11 protein-coding genes are annotated in these 18,716 nt (G+C 39.9%); 8 read left to right on the top strand and 3 right to left on the bottom strand.

The features are described from left to right. Window positions 1-211: 211 nt before the first annotated feature. From HCR01_RS08325 to HCR01_RS08315, 3 genes are all read left to right on the top strand, one after another. Window positions 212-2,002, top strand: a complete 1,791-nt coding sequence (locus HCR01_RS08325; RefSeq protein ID WP_193195763.1) for an OmpA family protein — start codon at window positions 212-214, stop codon at window positions 2,000-2,002. A gap of 14 nt (window positions 2,003-2,016) precedes the next feature. Then, window positions 2,017-2,517, top strand: a complete 501-nt coding sequence (locus tag HCR01_RS08320) for a Rab family GTPase (RefSeq protein WP_193195762.1) — start codon at window positions 2,017-2,019, stop codon at window positions 2,515-2,517. A gap of 102 nt (window positions 2,518-2,619) precedes the next feature. Continuing rightward, window positions 2,620-3,729, top strand: a complete 1,110-nt coding sequence (locus HCR01_RS08315) for a sensor histidine kinase (protein WP_193195761.1) — start codon at window positions 2,620-2,622, stop codon at window positions 3,727-3,729. Between the two features lie 85 nt (window positions 3,730-3,814). Here HCR01_RS08315 and HCR01_RS08310 read toward each other — a convergent pair whose 3' ends face one another. Beyond that, window positions 3,815-4,027: a high light inducible protein gene (locus tag HCR01_RS08310; RefSeq protein ID WP_193195760.1), complete on the bottom strand. Its 213-nt coding sequence runs from the start codon at window positions 4,025-4,027 to the stop codon at window positions 3,815-3,817. Between the two features lie 45 nt (window positions 4,028-4,072). Continuing rightward, window positions 4,073-4,276 (bottom strand): chlorophyll a/b-binding protein, encoded by a 204-nt coding sequence (locus HCR01_RS08305; protein WP_162397968.1) that lies wholly within the window; start codon window positions 4,274-4,276, stop codon window positions 4,073-4,075. A gap of 514 nt (window positions 4,277-4,790) precedes the next feature. On the opposite strand from HCR01_RS08305, the gene HCR01_RS08300 reads away from it, so the two are divergent. Together HCR01_RS08300 and HCR01_RS08295 are read left to right on the top strand one after the other, a co-directional pair. Continuing rightward, a complete protein-coding gene (locus tag HCR01_RS08300; protein ID WP_193195759.1) occupies window positions 4,791-7,913 on the top strand; it encodes an MFS transporter in 3,123 nt (1,040 codons plus the stop codon). Between the two features lie 1,059 nt (window positions 7,914-8,972). Continuing rightward, the gene (locus HCR01_RS08295) at window positions 8,973-9,827 is read left to right on the top strand and encodes a DUF928 domain-containing protein (protein WP_226889203.1); all 855 of its coding nucleotides are present in this window, start codon (window positions 8,973-8,975) and stop codon (window positions 9,825-9,827) included. 127 nt (window positions 9,828-9,954) lie between these two features. Here the strand turns inward: HCR01_RS08295 and HCR01_RS08290 are convergent, their stop codons facing one another. Then, a complete protein-coding gene (locus tag HCR01_RS08290) occupies window positions 9,955-12,735 on the bottom strand; it encodes a CHAT domain-containing protein (RefSeq protein ID WP_193195758.1) in 2,781 nt (926 codons plus the stop codon). Between the two features lie 609 nt (window positions 12,736-13,344). Here HCR01_RS08290 and HCR01_RS08285 point away from each other — a divergent pair. The 3 genes from HCR01_RS08285 to HCR01_RS08275 all read left to right on the top strand — a co-directional run bounded on the left by HCR01_RS08285 (window position 13,345) and on the right by HCR01_RS08275 (window position 18,656). Then, on the top strand, window positions 13,345-14,304 hold the full coding sequence (locus HCR01_RS08285; protein WP_193195757.1) for a ribonuclease Z: 960 nt from the start codon (window positions 13,345-13,347) through the stop codon (window positions 14,302-14,304). A 711-nt stretch (window positions 14,305-15,015) separates the two neighbouring features. Continuing rightward, window positions 15,016-17,232: a GumC family protein gene (locus HCR01_RS08280; protein ID WP_193195756.1), complete on the top strand. Its 2,217-nt coding sequence runs from the start codon at window positions 15,016-15,018 to the stop codon at window positions 17,230-17,232. A 278-nt stretch (window positions 17,233-17,510) separates the two neighbouring features. Continuing rightward, complete coding sequence (locus HCR01_RS08275) at window positions 17,511-18,656, top strand: SpoIID/LytB domain-containing protein (protein WP_193195755.1); 1,146 nt, start codon at window positions 17,511-17,513, stop codon at window positions 18,654-18,656. Window positions 18,657-18,716 lie beyond the last annotated feature (60 nt).

Genomic DNA, 18,716 nt, shown 5'->3' with positions numbered 1-18,716 from the left:
TAATTTTTATAACTTTAATCATACTTAAAAGAAGATTAGCGATCGCCAAAATTGTGTAGCTTGAGAATATTATGAGCTAAGCCCTTGTATGGCGAGGGCTTCGAGTTGAATCTACAATTCTACTGTTTTTCACAGTAACCCCAATTAATGCAAGAGATTAGGAAAGCTGAAAATTGCTGTAATATCAATTGTGAATTGGGGAATTTTGGTAATGAATGACAATTACAAGAATAAAATAGATGACAAATCTCGCGAAGTTTTAAGGGAAAAAAGCCAGTCCTCAGACGTATCTCTCAATCAAAATGAACTGAGTGAACTTCGGAGTTTGCTCTTTGATATTGAGCCGAACAAACTCAACAAACTCTATGAACGATTAGACAATCCCCAGATTCAACCCGAAGATATCAGTCAACTGCTTCCAGAAGCCATTATTCTGCGCTCAAAGCAAGATAAACTACTGGGCGAAGCAATAGTATCGACTGTAGAAGAAGCTATCCATAGTTCTATTAAACAAGACCACAATATACTTTCCGAGGCGTTTTTTCCCATCATCGGGCCAGCCGCTCGCAAGGCTATTTCTGCATCTCTAGACGAGATGATTCAATCTCTAAATCAAACCTTGGAACATAGCCTATCACTACAGAGCTTTAAATGGAGACTAGAAGCACGCCGCACAGGAAAATCATTTGCAGAAATTGTACTGCTTCGCACTTTAGTTTACCGAGTCGAACAAGTATTTTTGATTCATAAAAAAACCGGATTATTGCTACAACATCTCGTAGCGACAAATGTAGGTACTCAAGATCCGGTTTTGGTTTCAGCCATGTTAACGGCTATCCAAGATTTTGTCCAAGACTCTTTCAGAATGCAAAAAGGCGATGTCCTCCAAAGTTTACAGTTTGGAGAACTCACGATTTGGATTGAAGAAGGGCCGCAAGCTTTACTTGCAAGTATTATCCGGGGAAAACCACCTCAAGAATTAAGGTTAGTTTTTCAAGATGCAATAGAAAAAATACATCTGAAGTTGAGTCAAGAAATTAATGATTTTGCAGGTGAAACACAGCCATTTGAGGCGAGCAAGACTTATTTAGAAGCCTGTTTGGCATTTAAGTATAAAAATCCGCATAAAAAGAATTATACTTACGCATGGGCTTTCTTGGGTGCAACAGCGATCGCTTCTGGCATTTGGGGCTTTTTTACCATTAGAGAACAATTTCGCTGGAACGCTTATATTGAAAAACTCAACTCTCAGCCAGGAATTGTCGTGATTAGCACTAAGCAGATAACTGGAAAATATTTTATTTTTGGAATGCGTGATCCTTTAGCAGTAGATCCCAATACACTGATACAGCAAACAAATCTCGATCCACAAACAATTATCAGTCAATGGAAACCTTACCTATCTTTGGAGCCACAATTTACCATTAAAAGAGTTGAGAAATTACTCCAACCTCCAAAAACTGTATCAATACAAGTTGACAACAACGGTATTCTTCAAGTCACTGGTTTTGCACCTCGCCGATGGATTCTAGAAGCACGAAAATCATGGCATTTTATTCCTGGTATTACTCAATTTCAGGAAACAAGTTTTGTAGAACTCGAACTTAAGCAACTAGAGTTATTTAAAAATCAAATTGAACAAAAAAAACTCTTTTTTTTAGAAGGAAGTATAGAGTTGATACCAGGTGAAAGTGATAAACTAAAGAGTTTGGTATTAATACTACAAAAGCTGTTAAATATAGTCAATTATTTAGGGAAGGATGTCGATATTCAAATAATAGGACACACCAATACAACTGGTACAGAGCAAAAAAATATGCTACTCAGTCAAGCTCGTGCCAACAAAATTCTGTCTCATTTTAACTCCCAAAGAATCAATACAAGCAAATTTAGAGCTATGGGTATTAGTTCAAGACTGTCTTTACAGTCATTGACAGCAGAGGCTCAAAAAGCAGATCGCAGAGTATCTTTTAAAGTAATTATTACTAATAAACTTAACTGAAGCAGTATCAATTTATGCTCCAGAAAAAAATATGTATGGTAGGTGCGTTTGCCACAGGTAAAACAAGTTTAGTAGCACGGTTTGTTAATAGTATTTTCTCAGAAAATTATCACACTACCTTGGGAGTTAAAATTGATAAGAAGATAGTAAAAATTAAAGAAAAAACATTAAATATTATACTTTGGGATCTCTATGGAGAAGACGAATTTCAAAATGTGCGGATGTCTTACTTGCGAGGTTCATCTGGTTATTTATTAGTAGTTGATGGAACCAGATATAGTACTCTAGAAAAAGCTTTAAATCTGCAAACAAGAGTAGAAGACACGATTGGACAAGTTCCGTTTATTTTAGTCCTGAATAAATGGGATATGACAAATGAATGGGACATTGATACTGTTGAAATCGAGGCAATTCAACAGAAAGGTTGGACAGTGATTAAAACTAGTGCTAAAAATGGTCTAGGCGTAGAAGAACTTTTCCAAACTCTTGCTCATAAAATCTTGGATAAATGCTAATTAGATGGCGTTACTACTATAACTGCTTATCTAAAGATTTTAGTCTATTGGTATAACAACCTCTAAGAGCCAAGATTAATTTGTTACGGCACTTTCAAATCTATGAATGACCCGATCACAGCAGATATTTTTGCAGCCTTGAATATTTTGGTATTAGAACGGCTGAATGTAAATTTATTTAAAATTAATGGGACTGTACCAAATTGGTTAACTCATTGTTATAAACAAAAGTTTACAACAGGAATGGAGATATTCATACTACAAGAAGGATTCCATTTTCTGGAAAACTTTTTGATTGATGCTGAAGAGTTTTGGCAGAGCGATCGCACAACTAAACTGAGTTCAGGTTTATGGATTGATACAGATTTAACGGGAAAAGAATGTCACTTTGAAGCTTCTGCGATTTGCGTCAATAATAAAAAAATACTCTTAATTGAATTGCTCAATGAGACATACCAAGAAAAACTATATATCATCCAAAAAGCTAGAGAAAATCAATTAAATTACCAACAATGGTTAAAAGATAATCAGAAGAAAGAAGTATTAATTCATTGTATTATCCATGATATGGCAGGGCAGCTAAGTAGTATAAATTGCTGTTTATCTCTGTTAGAGTTTGAAAATTTGACAGACCAAGGAAAAGAACGTTTAGAAATTGGCATGAAGCAATCTATGAAGCAACAAATGCTGATTAGAGACATATTAAATGCATTCTCGGCAGATATTCAATCTCTAGAATCTTTTACATGCAATATTGCTCAAGCACCAGACATATTAATTTCTGTACAAGAAGTTATCGAGCTTTTAAATCCCATTTGTCTAGTTAATAATATACAATTCCAAATTGTTGCCGATCTTGGCATGAAAGTAGATTGGAAAGTAATAGGTGATCAATCACGCTTGAATAGAGTAATTTCTAATCTTTTAGAAAATGCTTTGCGCTACAGTCCACCAGAGTCTACTATAACAATTGGCTTGCAACAAGATGAAGAATATATTCTCGTGACTATAGATGATGAAGGTGCCGGTGTACAGCCAGAGATGGTAGAAACTTTATTTGAAAAGTTTTCTCAAGGAAAAACTAAACCAGGTAAATCTGGACTTGGACTTTATTTTTGCCGTATTACAGTTGAACGTTGGGGAGGAGTAATTGGTTATTTACCCCTTCCCAAAAGTGGCTCACGATTTTGGTTAAGCTTACCAAAACCATGATAAAAGAGAAATTAAGAGTCGGAAGTTTTGAGTTTTTAATTAACGGTTACTTTTGAACTCATAACTTCTAACTCCTTACTCAAGGTTAGTATCTAATGATGTGCAATACATCACGCAGAACACTATAGCCAGCTAAATCCCAAAGTAGATAGGCAAGAAAGCCAATTGCTGCTAGGCGACCATTCCATAGTTCGGCTTGAGGATTCAAACCAAATAGAAAGGCATTGCGATCTACACCGTTATAAGCTTTAGCAACAGGTGGTAAATCAGTAGTAGGACGAGTTTCTCTAGTTTCCATTGTATTTTTCCTTGAAAATCCAGTAGTTTTTCAGATGCTTTATCTTTAGTAGCCAATCAGGTGTAAAACGTCGCGCAGAACGCTATAACCAGCTAAATCCCAAAGTAAATATGCAAGAAAACCAATCATCGCAAAACGGCCATTCCATAGTTCAGCTTGAGGAGTCCAACCAAATAGAAAAGCATTGCGATCGCTGCCATTATATTCTGTTGCAATTGTTGGCAAATCAGTGGAAGATCGAGTTTCCATTTTTTTGTCCTAAACAATGTGTTTGTTAACTTTAATGTAGCTATTTATAACTGAGATGTTTTATGCCTGTGGGCACAATATACAAGCACTTCTTGTGGACGATAATCATAAACGTATTGGTATAGACAAATCCACCTTAAGAGAGTGACACAAAAACTAATTGTAAATAAATGTAAATCCTAATGAGTTGAACTATAGATTTAAACAAAATAAATTGCTGTGACTAAGCAATTAAAAATTAAAAAGTAAGATTCTAGGATTAATAGGGTTTTTACTCGATAATGCTTCAAATTTTTTAAGGGAAATTTTTATCGGTAGATTAAAAAAGTTCTATCTTCCGCTGGATACAGCTTTCAAACTTTGGAGAGATGCATTTACCACCTAAATTCCTGGATTCTGAGAGCTACAAGAGTTAGGTATTACCATAGGTACACACATAGAGACAAAATAGATACAGATTTGCTTCTCACATAGTTCTTAATCCCCCATATTTAAACATAGAGGAAGGAAATACATGTTTCAAAGTGCGGAAATCATGTTGGGACTCTGCAAGCCAATATTTTGGGTGGCGCAGATCCCAGCAGATAGCTCAAGCTTCACGCCAGCACAGGCATCAGTTCTCACTTCGGGGCCGCGCTTTTTTGTGGCTTTAATCTCCGGTGTGATTTTAGCCTTCGCTTTCCAATTGGTTTTAACAAACCTCTCTGTTGCGGCTGGTATTTCCTACCTGGGTCGTCCATCTAATTCGGATTCAGATAGTGAAGAAGTTGGAAGTTTGGGGGGCACGATTCGCAAAATTGGCACAGCGGTGGGGATTTGGACATTAGTCACTGTGACAATCGCCTCATTAATCGCTTCTTTCCTTGCAGTAAAACTCAGCCTTCTAGTTTTAGATCCAGGACTGGGAGCGATTCTAGGGTTAGTGATTTGGGCTGCATACTTTTTACTACTGATGTTGGCAAGCTCAACTGCTGTGGGTTCTGTAGTCGGCTCAGTGGTCAGTACAGCAACTTCCGGTTTTCAGGCGATTATGGGGACAGCTACCGCTGCACTAGGCGCAAAAGCTGTCAATAATCAAGTAGTGGCAACAGCTGAAGCCGCCGCCGCTGCTGTGCGTCGGGAACTAGGGAGTGCAATCGACCCCACAAGTATCCGAGATAACATTGAAGATTACTTAGACAGGCTGCGTCCTCCAGAGTTAGATTTGTCCAAAATTCGGGGTGACTTTGAAAATTTACTCAACGATCCGCAATTAAAAGCGATCGCCGGAACTCCAGACCTCAGCAATATTGACCGCCAAAAGTTTGCCGAGTTAGTCAGTAGTCGCACCGACCTTTCCAAACGAGACGTTAACCGCATAACCGATACGTTATATAAAGTTTGGCAGCAGGTAGTAAGTCAGCATCAACCCACCCAAGACCGGATGGGTGAGTTGATAGACTATCTCAAATCACTTCCACCAGGACAAAGCAAGACAGATGAACTCAACGCCAAGTTGGAACGGTTAATTGCCGAAACACGTGGCTCTAAAGAAGCTGACCAAAAGGCAACCGTAGGGCCTCTTCAACAAACACTCCAGCAAGGTTTGACCGCCTTAACTGGTATTGTTATGGGACGCACTGATTTGTCAGATTTGGATGTGGAAAAAATCTTGCGATCACTCACCACAGCCAAAGACAAAGTTACCCAACAAGCAGATAAGCTAGGATTACCCACACCATCACAACCCTATAGCCCAATTCGGGCCGATGTAGAAAACTATCTGCATAACACCTATGCTTGGCAATTGAGCCAGGAAAAAATTGCTCAAGAATTTCGTGATGTTATTTACGACCCAGCAGCCGATCCTGGTACAGTGCGAAGAGAATTAGAGCGACTTTCTCGCAACGATTTCGCTAATATCCTGCAACAGCGAGGACTGCTTACACAAGCCCAAATTCAGCGCATTGCAAATCAACTCGAAGCTGTCCGCCAAGAAATGCTAGTGACAGTTACCGCTGTTGAAGAAAGAGAGATAGTACAAGACTTGCAACGCAAAGTCGAAAGTTATCTGCTTGTTACCCCGAAAGCAGATTTGACGACCCCTGAAAGCATACAGCGGGATTTTGCGCCATTATTAGCAGACTCAGATGCAGATTATGAAACCTTGGTGCTGCGACTAGCGCAAATAGAGCGTCAAGAAATGCGGGAAATATTGCTGCAACGTAATGATATTGATGTCTATGAAGTAGAAAGGATTGTCGATGAGTTAGAAAGACAGCGCGATCGCGTCTTGGTAGAATCCAAAGGACTAGCAGATCAGGCAAAATATCAAGCAGAAACCATGTGGCTGAATGTGGAATCATATTTGCGTAACACTGGTAAAGGAGAATTAAACCCTGATGCTATTCGCGCCGACCTGAAAACGCTGTTAGAAGATCCTCAAGCGGGAATCAGTGCAATTCGGGCGCGGTTGTCTCGCTTTGACCGCGATACTTTGGTGCAGTTATTGAATCAACGGCAAGATTTGAGCGAAGACCAAATTAATCAAATCATCAATGATGTCGAGCATTCGTGGCATAGTGTTCGTCATGCACCTCAAGCTGTAATGGATAAAGCTAAGGAGCAATATGACTCTGTCACCACCACGCTTGCAGATTACCTGCGGAATACTGGCAAAACAGAACTGAACCCCGAAGGTATTCAGCGGGACTTTAGTAGATTGTTTGAAAACCCCAAAGAGGGAGCCGTAGCACTACGCCGTCGATTGTCACAGGTAGATAGAGATACCTTGGTGAAGTTGCTAAGTCAGCGTCAAGACTTGAGTGAGCAACAAGTTAATGAAGTTATTGATTCCTTGCAAACGTCGATTAGCAACTTTGTGCGTGCGCCTCGTCGCCTAGCGACCCGCACACAGCAAAGAGTGCAAAATTTCCAAACATATCTGCAAGAATATCTGCGGCAAACTGGTAAAGAAGAACTCAACCCAGAAGGCATCAAACGCGACTTGCAATTACTGTTGCATGATCCGCGAGTTGGGGTGGAAAGTTTTAGCGATCGCCTTTCCCATTTTGACCGTGAGACAATTATCGCCCTGCTGAAAATTCGGGAAGATATGTCTGATGAAGAAGCGGCACGGATTGCCGATAACATTGTCTCGGTGCGCGATCAATTTGTTGAACAAGTGCGGAGTATCCAACGAGGCATTCAAGATGCAATTGACGGAGTTTTTGCCCGCATTCGTAACTATCTCAACTCCCTGGATCGTCCAGAACTCAACTATGACGGTATCAAGCGCGATGTTCGCACAGTTTTTGAAGATCCCCAAGCCGGATTTGATGCTCTGCGCGATCGCCTGTCTTCTTTCGACCGTGATACTCTAGTGGCGCTCATGAGTTCCCGTGAAGATATCTCTGAGGAAGATGCCAACCGGATCATCGACCAAATTGAACGAGCACGCAACACAGTTTTACAACGTGCAGAACGCCTACAACACGAAGCCCAACGCCGCCTAGAAGAGGTGAAGCATCAAGCGCAGCGGCAAGCTGAGGAAACCCGCAAAGCAGCAGCTACAGCGGCTTGGTGGCTATTTGCTACAGCAATTGTCTCAGCGACTTTCTCTGCATTAGGAGGAGCGATCGCTGTAGTTTGGGTGTAGGTTGACAAGTTGTCTCCGCTAACTTTTTTTAGCCTCCCTGTGTGGGAGGCTTTTTTATTGACGGGCGTAAAACCTCACGCGCATCTCAATGTTACGAAATAATGTTCGGGACGATTATATTCTCTTTTCTACCCAGTTATGCACGGAAGGGCAGGTGTTATACCAATTTAAAAAAATAATGCGACAGGTAGACCATTGTAGAGACGTTGCAATGCAACGTCTCTTTAGTTTCTAAAACAGTGCATTCTACTATTTTTTACCGAGGGTAGATAAATCAAAGCAAAAAGTCATGTTATGCCGCAAAGTTAATTTACAATTGTCTTCTTAACTATTACTGAGTTTGCCAATTTCTTAATTTTTATTTCTAATAAAACTTATGAATCCATTTTTTAATACAAATCAGAGGGATTATCAAAATAAAGGTGACACAAATCACTGACAAATAGAGAATATAGATAACGGAAATTTTATGCAGAGGTGACAAAACTTTTTGATCCCTAATATTAACAGCTTATAGACTCAGTGACATCCAAAAAATAACACCCTTATTGATTAATGTATTTGCTCACTTTTTTCATAGCGATTTTTAACGACAAGCCCTAATGATCTTAGACTCGCGCTAAGCGAAGCTATGCCGTTGGCGCAGCCTCTCGTAGAGAAGGCTTTATGCTGTGCTATTGCCATCTGGACAAAAGTATTTACAGCTTTTACAACATCTATGCCACCTTTAACTCTCTATTAAATTGGGTATTTTATGTTTGAAATAAAAGAGATTTTGAGTGTTGAATAACATGTTAATAAATAGCTTTTTGACTGCTGCTAAGCTGTTGATTGGCAAGTAATTAAGATATATTTAAATTTTATTTAACAAAGTTTTAGACTATCTCTTATCCCATTAATAAATATTATAAGTACATTAAATAAAGTGTGGTTTGATAATAGTATATGACAAAATGTCTAATTAATGTTTTCAAGCTTGCAAATAAATCTCGATTAATAGCAAACTTAATTTATAAAATTTTACAATCATTTTTTCAGTGTAATGATAAAGGAGGGAAAATGAATATAGAAGCATTTCAGTTTCACAAAAATATCTCCGAAAAAGTCCGAAAAGTAGCAACTTCAGTTTGTAGTTCAATTTATATCTACAAAAGTGAAATGCACCCAATTATGACTTACAAAAAGTGGACTTTGCACAAACTTTTGAATCTCAAGGTTTTAACAAGTTGTATTTTAAGTACGACCCTAGGCACAACTCAGATCGTACTAGCTGGATATCAACCACCGTCAGATCAAAAACCTCCAAGTGGATATTCGGACTCATCAGGTGTGAGAGGACGGTGCAAAGCAACCAGTGGGCGATCGCTCACATTACTGGCCCCCACAACCCATGTTGGACGAACCACTTCGCTTCATCCAACTTTTGCTTGGTTTATACCTGATAACCAAGCTGTGCCGATACAATTTAGTCTCTACGAATTTGACACCAATCTCAAACCAAAAAAGCTAAATATTTATACGTACCAATTCCAGAGTTCACAAGGAATGATGAAGCGCTCCTTACCACAAGAGTTGCCTGGTTTAAGTGTAGGTAAAAGATATCTTTGGCAATTGCAAACTTTATGTAATAATAACCGTCCTTCCCGTAATCCAGTTGCTAGGGCAGAAATAGAGGTTGTACGTGTTCCCCAGACTCTTTCAAATGCCCTTTCTGTAACCCACGAACCTTCCCTTAGAGCCAATCTCTATGCTGAAGCTGGTATATGGTACGATGCCATCAACGAAGTACTACCCACACCTGGCGGACAAACGAGAAGGACTGTTGCCAGTTTGTTAACAAATCTTGCCAAGATAGAGAAAACACGACGTAGGCATTTAAACAGCATCGCCATGAGCAACGCTATCAGCAATTGATGGCAGCAGCTTTTGCAGCAACCCTTGTAAACTTTTTCCCTGACATCGGCTAGAAGAACAGTAATCTCGTAATTGTTTCCTGACTATTGGCTAAAAGAGCAGCAACTATTTGAAATCAGCGAATTGCCTACAGCCAATTACCTATGAGAATAAAGGCAGCCCAGTAGGCAGGATGGGCAGAAGTTTTACCATTAGAAATCAGTGCTTGCTGAGCTTTACGTAGAGCCTGCGCTTTACTCACTCCAGGATGACGCCAAGCCTCGTAAAATTTAGTCACTAATTCAACAGTGGAAGCATCGTTAATTGACCAAAGCGAAGCTAGGGCTGTTCTCACACCAGCCTGTACAGCAACTCCAGCCAGCCCAAGAGCAGCACGATCATTACCAATAGCAGTATCACAAGCAGTAAGCGTGAGTAAATCTATTGTTTTAGAACCGTGGGCTAAGCTACGAATGATCCTATATAGCTCAGAGATAGTGAGCTTATCGTTATCACCTGTAACGAGAAAAGTATCTTCGGGAAAGTTACCAAACTCACCATGAGTAGCAATGTGAATAATGTGATAAAAAGTTTTGTGGAGTTCGGCTTGTAAGCGATCGCTTGTAAAATTCTCATCCAATAAATGCTTGCTACCCGGAATTTGCTCCTTGACTTGACGAATTTCTGAGGCTACGTTGCTCAAAGCCTCATATCTACGACCACTAACTATTGCATCTTTGGTTAAACCAACAGCTAACGCCCGCAGGTTTTTGGTATGCACTGTTTGAGGATTTGTTAGAGTCAGGCTGAGAGTGGTAGCAACAGCATACTTCTCAACCAAGAATTTTTCACCATCATGTAGCGCCGCCATTGGTACACTGCGAAGAACTCCATCTTGAATGAAAACTAGAGTTTTGATCTGTAATGACTCTAAATCCTTCGCAAAAGGACGAACTATCCAGTCGTACAACTTCTGTGCCCGCTTGGGATTGTAAGTTATATCACCATAATTCTCAAGTCCAATCCGAAATTTATTGACTTCTTCTCTAAGAGTTTCGCTGTCAACGTTTATCCATTTAAACTTTTTATAACCGTTAGGAAAACTAACTATAATTGCAGTGTGTTTTTCTAGAATAATGGAATGAAAAATAGCCGTATTTTCCCTAAGTCTTATTACATCAGCCTGTTGATCAATAACCACTGTTGTACAATCACTCACACAATAATTTTGTGTTTCTACTAGTTGTAAATTATCAACAGTAGCGATTACAGAGTTAAGATTATCAATACTACTAATTTCTTTTGTATTGGCAATTTTGTCATCTTCTAAACTGAGCTTTATATCAATAAACTGACGGTATAGCGGTTCAAAAATATCTCGAAATTCTACTTGTAAATATGGATGAACATTCCAAATATTACTGCGAGTATTTTTTAAACTTTCAAAGGTTTGTGTATAAGCTTTAAAGGCATCAAATACCTTATTTTGTACTTTCAAAATACGCCCAGTTTGCCAATCCCATAAAAATAGCCTATTTTGAGCTTCTAATGTATTTAAACCTTGTTTAGCAGTCCTTTGAGCTTGTATAGTTAATTTGAGAGCTTGCTGATAATCTTGCCGACACTCATAGAAATGGCCAAGATTTCCTATAGCAAACGATAAGACGGAAAAGTTTTTCAAACGTTGAGCGGTTGAAACTGCTTGCACAAGTAAATCTAAAACTTTCGAGTTTCTTTGAGACTGCGGACATGCGACTAAATACGAAATTGCATCAACAGGCGGAAATTGGACAAGATTAGCTAAGTCTATGGCTGCATAGACTTTATCTTGTGAATCTGGTAGTTGTTCCAGCAGCACTAAAGCTTGTTGTACTGCTTTTGAAGCTAAATTTGATGTCTGACGCTGATAGAGCAAAATTGAATTGAGAAGTAAGCGCATTTCACCTAGTTGATCGCCGCGATCGCGGGCAATCTTCAGACCCTTTTGCAGATATTCCCAAGCTTGTTTTCTAAACTGCTCAGAAATGTTCTTATCGTCTGCTTGAATAGTAGAGTCAGGGTGGTGATAATTCACTTGAGCTAAGTTAATGTAAACATTTTCTAAACTCTTCAGGGCAGAATAATAATAATATGCATTATTAATTTTCTGGGCAATTTTTAAGCTATTTTCTAAATCTCTAATTGCTCGTTTGTAATTACCTTCAAGTCGATAAGCCTCTCCACGACTCCCCAAAGCCGCCGCTTGCAAGGGAATATCTTTATTAGTATGGGTAATCTCTAAAGCACTATTAGCAAGAGCGATCGCCTTGGCAGTTTGCCTTAAGCTATTGTATGCCTGAGCCTCTTGTGTAAGGCTTAGTCCCACCTGTGGCATATCTTTGATTTGACGATAGTAAGCGATCGCCTGCTCCCAATAAGCGATCGCCAACTCACTTTCACCAATATGCTGATACGCCTTCGCTAGGTTATTGATAATCCCTACAGGCAAAGGACTCTGACTTTTTTGATAGAAAGCCAGAGCTATTTGCCATTGTTTAATCGCATCTTGAAACTCTCCCGCTGCATAGCTTTTAATACCTTGATCAACATATTGACTGGCATCAGTAAACGGAACTTCTATTTGGGTTAGATCCTGTAGTAGATCCAAGGATAGTAGCTGGTTATAGACCCCCGTAGATAAGTAAAATCCCGATTTTTGGCGATGGATGGCATCGGTTAGGCTCCCAAAGTGCTGATGGTTGGTTTCTGACCATCGGATTTCTCGAAAACTACTGCTCAGATTCCTTACTTGTGCAGTTATTACTTCCTCAAATTTTGCTTGCCAAGTTGTTAAAGAAACATGACTCAAGCATAGGCAAAAGGTAAGACTGCACAGAAATAGCCATTTTAATAAGCCACCAACACCTCTTTTGTGGCGTCTGCTGTGCATAAAAAAGTTTTAGTGGGGATTTTGGTGAAACTAAATTCTGAAAAAAATAATTAAGATCCAGTATTTCCACTTAAGTAAAAATACTATGTTTTCTCTGGTAAAAGAGTGAAACCTCTGTAAAGAGTTAACATTAAATTGCAAAGTTTTTATAAACTGAAATTTTAGAGAAATTCAATACTAATAAAATGTCATAAAAAATCTACTTTACTAGTAAAAATATTTTTATTAAGTAAACGGAGGCAAAAAAAGTGATCATGTAAAAATAAGTAAATTTTTGTCTCTTATCTGCCAGATTATATGCATAGAGAGCTTTTTTAAGAGTACTCCTAACTTGTGAATAAGAGTTTAACCTATTTAAATAATGAATAAGATTGAAATGGAATAGAGGCTATAGTTCAGGAAGGAAATTATACTACAGACTAAATTATTTAACGTCATTTTATATAATTAGATATTTTTGCACCCACCTACTTAATTCAAACTGGATTATTTGACTGCGAACAGTTGGGCCCTTAAAGGTGATCTATTCGCAGAATAATTTTGCCTATCAACCGTGTCACTATAGAGAGTAGAGCGTCAACTTGAGCAATAGGAAGACTAAAGAACGCTGTGCAGATAACATTTCTAGGGACGAGTTCCGGTGTACCTACGCGATCGCGCAATGTTTCCAGCGTTGCCCTCAGATTACCCCAACGGGCAGAGTTGTGGTTATTTGACTGTGGCGAAGGTACTCAGCATCAGATTTTGCGGAGTGAACTGAAAATCAGTCAGCTCTCCCGAATTTTTGTTACCCACATGCACGGCGACCACATCTTTGGCTTAATGGGACTTCTTGCCACTTGCGGCTTAGCTGGCAATGTGGAACGAATAGATATATACGGCCCATCTGGATTAAATGAATATATCCAAGCGGCCTCACGTTACTCCCACACACATTTTTCCTACCCCATCAAAGTTCACGCCATCCGTCCAGGAGTAATTTATGAAGACGATGAGTTTACCATTAGCTGCGGTCTTCTAAACCACCGGATTACAGCTTTCGGCTACCGCGTAGCCGAAAAAGACCGAGCAGGACGCTTTGATGTAGAAAAAGCCAAAGCTTTGCAAATTCCTCCTGGTCGCATTTATGGTCAACTCAAACGCGGTGAAACGGTGACACTTAACGATGGACGAGTAATTGATGGCACTCAATTGTGTGGCCCCACAGAAATTGGACGCAAGATTGCCTATTGTACAGACACAATTTATTGTGAGGGAGCAGTGGAATTAGCAAAGGATGCAGATGTATTAATTCATGAAGCGACATTTGCCCATCAAGATGCAGATATGGCTTTTCAGCGGTTGCATTCCACAAGCACAATGGCAGCGCAAACAGCTTTAGCTGCTAGAGCGCATCGGCTAATTATGAGTCATTTTAGTCCCCGCTATGCTCCCGGAAATACCTTGGAATTAAAAGATTTACTTCGGGAAGCTCGTGCTATTTTTCCTAATACTGATATGGCTTATGATTTTCTAATTCATGAAGTACCCAGGCGGCGGGAAGTAGAGTTCACCAAGGTAAGCGTTTAAATTTGAGATTTTTGATTAAACTGCTCTCACCTAATCTAAAATCTAAAATTAACCGTACTTTCTTTCAAGGTTAGTAATAAAATTGATAGCATCCAGCAAATATACAGCAGTTTAGTGTAATCAAGTTATTAACTGTAAACCATCAGTTAACTTGATGTATCAAAATTCAAATTGTCTGGGCTAAATATTTTTTTAAATGTGTTCTCTATATCTCAATATAATTCAGTATAAAGCTTGAGGTTCTTTAAACTTCCTGAAAAAGGAGGAACTATGTGTCTATTGGAAAAGCAAGTTGGGAGGATTTCCAAAGCCATAAATATTACTAACTGCACTGTATGATTTATATCCCAAATTACAGAAACGGAAACTTGAAATGTTGCAATGTTGTGGATGATAACAGGTTTTATAAAAATCAATGTGAGAAATGATTAATTTTTAATCAAGATTTTTTTGTTATATAAATATTCTTGGAAAATTTATGATTCACATACTGATTGGGAATCTACATGCATGAATTGATCAGCATAAAAGGATTAATTGGCTTAATATTATGCCAAGAAGTTCTGTCATTGCTGAAAGCATAATGGTTTAGTCTTTATCTAGGAATCATTAATCATGCTATTGCATTCATAGGTATAAAAAAGTTAGTCTCAAAAAATTTTTCTCACAATCTTCCAAAATATAGCATTTCAATATTAGAGGAGTTTAATAGTGGTTAACACCGATCTGAATCAAGGGCAACTGGTTACTAGCTCTGCACAAAGCACGGTTGACATCAGACAACTATCTACTATTCTGCTTCGGCGACGCTTTTTGATCTTGGGTGTTTCTGGTGTAGTTATGTCGGTTGCAGCTTTGTTGACTGTAACTACCAAACCGACATATCAGAGCTACATGCAGATATTGGTGAATTCCAACTTATATGATGGCGTACGGTCAAGTAATGTCCAAGAAGGTGCAGCCAGCAAGGTTACTGACCTTAATCTTCCAGTTGTAGATTACACAGCTCAGCTGAAAATAATGCTGAGTTCAAATCTGATACAGAAAGCTGTAAATTTGCTTCGTGCTGATTATCCAGATATTACTTTAGAAGATATCAAGGGACAAAAAGAAAAGAGGAAAAAAGCACCTTTGGAAGTGACCCAAATAGAAGGGGGAACAGGAAATAATAAAATTCTTAGTCAAGTATTTGAGGTTTCCTTTCGGGACGAGAATCCAGTTAAAACCCAAAAAGTCCTTCAAGCCTTACAGAAAGTTTATCAAGACTATGATATAGAGCAACAAAAGCAGCGTTTAAATAAAGGGTTAGCCTTTGTCAATACTCGCCTACCTGAGATTAAAAAAGAGGTGAGCCAAGCGGAGAAAAACTTAGAACAGTTTCGCAGGAAAAATAATTTACTCGATCCAGAAGTCCAAAGTAAAATCCTTCTAGAATCTCTCGCCGACGTTCAAAAACAGCTACAAACTACTCGCGCACAGCTTCAAGACGTACAAGCTCGCCAGGATAATCTAGAGCAAAAAATGGCGTCTTCATCTCAGAATCCAATAATTACTTCTAGTTTAAGTCAGTCAAGCCGCTACCAAACTTTGTTGAATGAAATTCAACAGACTGAACTGGCTCTAGCTAAAGAGAGACTGCGTTATACAGATGATTATCCAACAGTAGAAAAACTCAAGCAGCAACGCCAAAGTCAACTGGCATTATTACGGCAAGAGGTGGGGCGATCGCTAGGAGACAAAGCTGGTGCTACTAGTAGTAAGAGAGAACCTCTTTTGACACAGGGTCAGATGGTAGGAGTTGACCCCCAACTCGTGGACGAGTTAATTCTGGTGCAAACGGCTGCTTTAGGATTAGTTGCCAATGAGAAGAGTCTAACGGATTCAGAACAGCGACTCCGCTCTGAACTCAACAAATACCCAAGCCTGATCGCAGAATACAATCGTCTGCTGCCAAAGGTAGAGACTAATCGCAAAACTCTTGAGCAACTACTCCAAGCACAACAGTTCTTGGGACTGAAAATTGCTCAGGGAGGATTCGATTGGCAAGTGCTGGAAGCACCTGGTTTGGGAACCTATGTGAGGAGAAACAGATTATTACTGTTACTTGGGGGAGTGATAATTGGGCCGCTCTTAGGTATTGCAGCAGCCCTAATTTGGGAAAAACTTAATGATGCCATCTATTCTGCACAAGATTTACAGAAGGTGACAAACCTCCGAGTATTGGGTTCAGTACCAAAACTACCACAGGGTGGTGTGAAAAAAAGGTTCCCAATGGCTTTGATTGGGCAGCGCTCAGATCTCTCTTTGGTAGAAACCAGCCCTAGGTTGCCTATCCACGAAACTTTGGATATGATCTATCAAAATATTCAGATATTAAAGTATCCTTTCCCCTTTAAGTCCTTGATGTTGACTTCTGCACTTCCAGGAGCCGGAAAGACAACCTTGACTCTGGGGCTTGGCGCTAGTGCTGCCCACATGCATCAACGGGTACTAGTGATTGATGCAAACCTGCGATATCCTAGCCTCCACAAAAAGCTGGAACTCTCTAATGACTGGGGACTATCTCTGTTATTAGTTGATGAAACAATTAACGATATTCAAGATTATATCCAGCCCATTCACCCCTCCATTGATATCTTGACTGCTGGGCCCATACCAGAAGACACAGCGAAACTACTCAGTTCTCAGCGGATGAAAGAACTGCTTGAGTCGCTTGAGCAAACCTATGACCTAATACTGATAGATGCCCCGCCGATTTTAAGCACGGTGGATGCTGGTATTGTGGCATCCTTTTGTAACGGGATTGTGATGGTAGAGCGCATGGGTAAAGTGACCAGAACTGAACTGACTCAAGCTATAGAAGTTTTGAGGAGATTGAATTTAATTGGAATCATCGCTAATGATGTGAGCCATTTTCGGAAGGTCTAGGCATTATTGTATCTGTTGACTTGAGTGGGGACTTCCGCAACTGACACTAGGGCTACGTGACATTATCCGAATCAGCGCTTTAGCGCTTATAGTAAGCGTTTTCAGTATAAAGCACGAATTACATGAACGCGATTAGCTAATTTCCACCCCATTGCCAAACCAAAATGCATAATTAGTAAAAGGTGGCAACCTCCTGTGTTGGAGAACTGTCTCATCTTAAGTTGTAGACGTTATAGTCCACAGCACCAATCAGATACTAATGTGATTAGATGATCAGCATGAAATTCCAACTTTACTTAGGCTCTTTATTTTCCCAGATTAAAGGACGTCATTGGTGGATAAGTATTCTCTTGTGGATGGCTTTGGTTGCACCAGCTCAAGCATCTGTAATTCTGCGCGTAGCCATTGAGAGGGGAGTCAATCAGGTCAAAGTCGGCAGTTCCACGACCGGGATCATCAAAGATAGTACCGGTCGTACTCTTGGACAGTTGCCGGCAATGAGTGCGTATTATGCTCAAGCCGTTCCTGGCGGAGTTGCTTTGGATAAATGGCAGTCGGGTTTATTTTGGATTGAGCCAACAGGTAAAGGATTTGTTTACATTGGCGATCGCTGGTATCGAGGCAGAACTCTTGTTATCCCTACAGAGAAAGGCTTAACCGCTGTTAACTGGGTTGATGACCAAGAATATCTCTACAGCGTTATCGGTGGTGAAATGGATGCTAGATGGCCCTCAGAAGCTCTAAAAGCTCAAGCGATCGCGGCCCGTACCTATGCCCTTTACGAGCGAGAAAAACAGCGCAATAATCCGATTTACGACTTAGGCAATACCCCAGATCGCTGGCAGATTTACAAGGGCGTGATCAGTGAATCTCCGGCTACTTATGCAGCCGTTGATGCCACAGCAGGCCAAGTACTAACTTACAAAAACAAGATTATTCTTTCGGTCTTTCACGCCTGTTCTGGCGGACACACCGAAAACGTAGAAGATGTTTGGAAAAATCCCTTACCTTACCTACGTGCTGTTCAGGACTACGATCAAAATATCAGCGAGTGCAATTGGGTAAAAACCTTCTCGCCTGCTGAAATAAGCGCAAAATTTCCTGAAGTGGGCAATATCAAGGAGATGATTCCAGAAACATACTCGCCTTTCCGTAGTGTTAAAGTTTTGAAAATTGTCGGCGATAAAGGTGCAAAGGTACTACAAGGTGAAGAAGTGCGTACAGCCCTTAGACTTAAAAGTACTCGCTTTAACGTCACCAAGGGAGCAGATGGTGGTTTTGTACTCCAAGGGCTTGGCTTCGGTCATGCTTTAGGCATGAGTCAGTGGGGCGCATACAATCTGGCTCGCAGAGGAGCCAATCACCTGCAAATTTTGGGACATTATTACCAAGGTGTTGCTCTAACACCAATTCAGGCAAAATAGTTAAGGATTGGAGACTTGGGAGCATGGGGGAAAATAACTAATGTCCCATGCCCCATGCCC

The organism is Nostoc sp. MG11 (genome assembly GCF_014904695.1).
Lineage (GTDB): Bacteria > Cyanobacteriota > Cyanobacteriia > Cyanobacteriales > Nostocaceae > Komarekiella.
The sequence above is the reverse complement of the archived record's forward strand: the minus strand, read 5'-3'. Positions and strand labels throughout refer to the sequence as shown.